The organism is Alcanivorax sp. HI0083, from assembly GCF_001635175.1.
This window is the reverse complement of the sequence record NZ_LWFX01001449.1, coordinates 1-2,300: the sequence shown is the minus strand read 5'-3', so window position 1 is coordinate 2,300 and position 2,300 is coordinate 1. Positions and strand designations below refer to the sequence as shown.

The 2,300-nt window shown below is 58.3% G+C and carries 2 protein-coding genes; both read left to right on the top strand.

Features of this window, described 5'->3' with window-relative positions; all coding sequences use genetic code 11:
* Positions 1 to 1,332 (top strand): CsgG/HfaB family protein (locus tag A3754_RS21925; RefSeq protein WP_231880737.1); only part of this gene is annotated, 1,332 nt, incomplete at its 5' end.
* A 221-nt stretch (positions 1,333 to 1,553) separates the two neighbouring features.
* Entirely contained in the window at positions 1,554 to 1,997 is a 444-nt protein-coding gene (locus A3754_RS21920) for a transposase (RefSeq protein WP_063521332.1), read from the top strand.
* Positions 1,998 to 2,300: the final 303 nt, after the last annotated feature.

The window sequence follows — 2,300 nt, the reverse complement described above, 5'->3', positions numbered from 1 at the left end:
AGTGGTGGCACGATTGTCGCTACTGGCAAGGAGGTCATCATGATCAAACATCTTTTCTCTCCCTTTTTTCTTGTCCTGCTACTGTGCTCGTCCTTCAGCCATGCGATGACGGAAACCGTTTCCGTGTCCGCACGGGGTTATGGCGATAACCCGGAGCAGGCCATGACCAATGCCCTGGTCGCCGCCGTGCGCCAGGGTGGCGGTGTCACCCTGGCGGTGGACCCCAACTTCCGCACCAATGTGTATGAGTGGGTGATCAACCAGCAGGGTGATGTGTCCACCTGGATGGGCATGCAGACCTCGGTGCCGGAGCCGCAGCTGCCGACGCTGGGTAACATCAAGACCTATGAAGTCCAGTCGGTGAAGCAGGTGGATGACGGCATGTGGCAGGCGGATGTGCAGGCGGAAATCCTGCGTCCCAAGTCCATCGGGCCGGACCGTTCCCATCTTCCCGGTATTGCCATCGCTACCTTCGATACCCGCGCCGCAAGCTACGATCTTGGAGACATCAAGGTGCCGGCTTCGCAAGTGCAGCGTGATCTGAGCGAAAACCTGTCCATGGCCTTCACCCAGTCCGGGCGTTTCCGGGTGCTGGATCGTTCGTATCTGGCCGACATTGAAAAAGAGCTGCAGACCGTTTCCCAGGGCAGTATCGCGCCGGAAGAAATGGCCCGTCTCGGTCAGCGTAAAGGCGCTGATCTATTGCTGGTGGGGACCATTGAAGACTTCCAGATTGGTGACAGTGATCGCGAGTTCTACGGCGCCAAGATGGGCGGCTACGACCCCTACGTCCGCGTGCGTTATCGCCTGATCGACACCACCACCACGGAAATCCTGTGGAGCGATCTCTACGAGTGGGACAAGCCGGAAGCCACAATCCGTGCCATGGCCCGCGAGCAGAAAATTGATGACCGCAACCATCCGGAACGTCTGGCTGACATTCTCTATCCCGAGATTGCCCGCGCCATCGCCGGCGATGCCACCGACGTGCTCTACCCGGTGCAAGTGATCAAGGTCGACGGCGAGACCGTGTTCCTTAGCCAGGGCCAGGGTCGTCTGGAAAAAGACGGCATCATGAAGGTGTATCGCCCTGCCGGGGAAATGAAAGACCCGGATACCGGCATGACCATCAAGCTGGAAGGCGAAGCGCTGGCCACCCTCAAGATCAGCGACGTACGCCCCGACTATGGCATTGCCCGTGTGGAAGGCGAAGCCGGTGCTCTGCAGGTGGGTGACCGCGTCCGCCCGGACAAGCAGGCCCAAAACGCGTCGGAGCAACCCGCTGGCCAGGCCGCCACCCCGGGCTCCTCGGAAGCCCCCCTCAAGTGGTAAACCCCCAACCCCCGCAACGCGGGGGTTTTTGTTGATGGGAGCAGGATTCCCTGTCGTTTTTTGTAGGAGCACCTCTCGAGGTGCGAACAGAAGCCTTTCCGCAACACCCACAGGTTTGGGCATAATTTATATGCCGGGGTTCGCACCTCGAGAGGTGCTCCTACAGGAAAATCAGACATTGCTTATATTGTGTTGTGATGGGGCAGGTAAGCATGCTTGTCATGACAGCTATCTATCACGGATCGCGTCTGCGTCAGGGGCGATTTTCAGAGCAGGGCCGGATTTACCATGTCACCACGGTGACCAAGGGTCGTTACCCCTATTTTTCCGACAGTCAGCTGGCCAGTCTGGTATGCCGCACGCTGCTCTGGAGCGACCTGTCTGGCGCGACAACAACGCTTTGTTATGCGCTGATGCCGGACCATTTGCATTGGTTGTTCCAGCTTGGGGAAGGCCAAGCGCTACCCGGGGTGATGTTACGGGTGAAAGGCCGCAGTGGACGGCTTTGCGGCGCGACTCTCTGGCAGCGGGGTTACCATGATCATGCGGTTCGCAAAGAAGAAAATATTCGGGAGATTGCGCGGTATATCGTCGCAAATCCTTTGCGGGCTGGCCTTGTGCGTTCGCTAAAAGATTACCCGTACTGGAACGCCGTCTGGCTATAGCCCCCGGTAGGAGCACCTCTCGAGGTGCGAACCGCGCGCCAGCGCGGAAATCGTCCGCATGACGATCAGGAATATCAACACTCGACAGGTTTCAGAAAAGATAGGCGAGCAACGTAAGCGTTGTCGTCTCGCTTCGCTCGGTTCGCACCTCGAGAGGTGCTTGTATGTTTGAATGCTCTTCCTGCAACCATGCAGGACTTGCCGGGGTGGAGGGACCAAAGGAGCATCTGACCCAAGGGTACAGACGGTAGGAGATTTGGCCCCACCCCGCACCTATTCATACGCCGATAAAGAATCCATCGG

Coding starts and splice junctions, on each gene's coding strand:
- A3754_RS21920 (WP_063521332.1), top strand. CDS start 1,554: ATGACAGCTATCTATCACGGATCGCGTCTGCGTCAGGGGCGATTTTCA.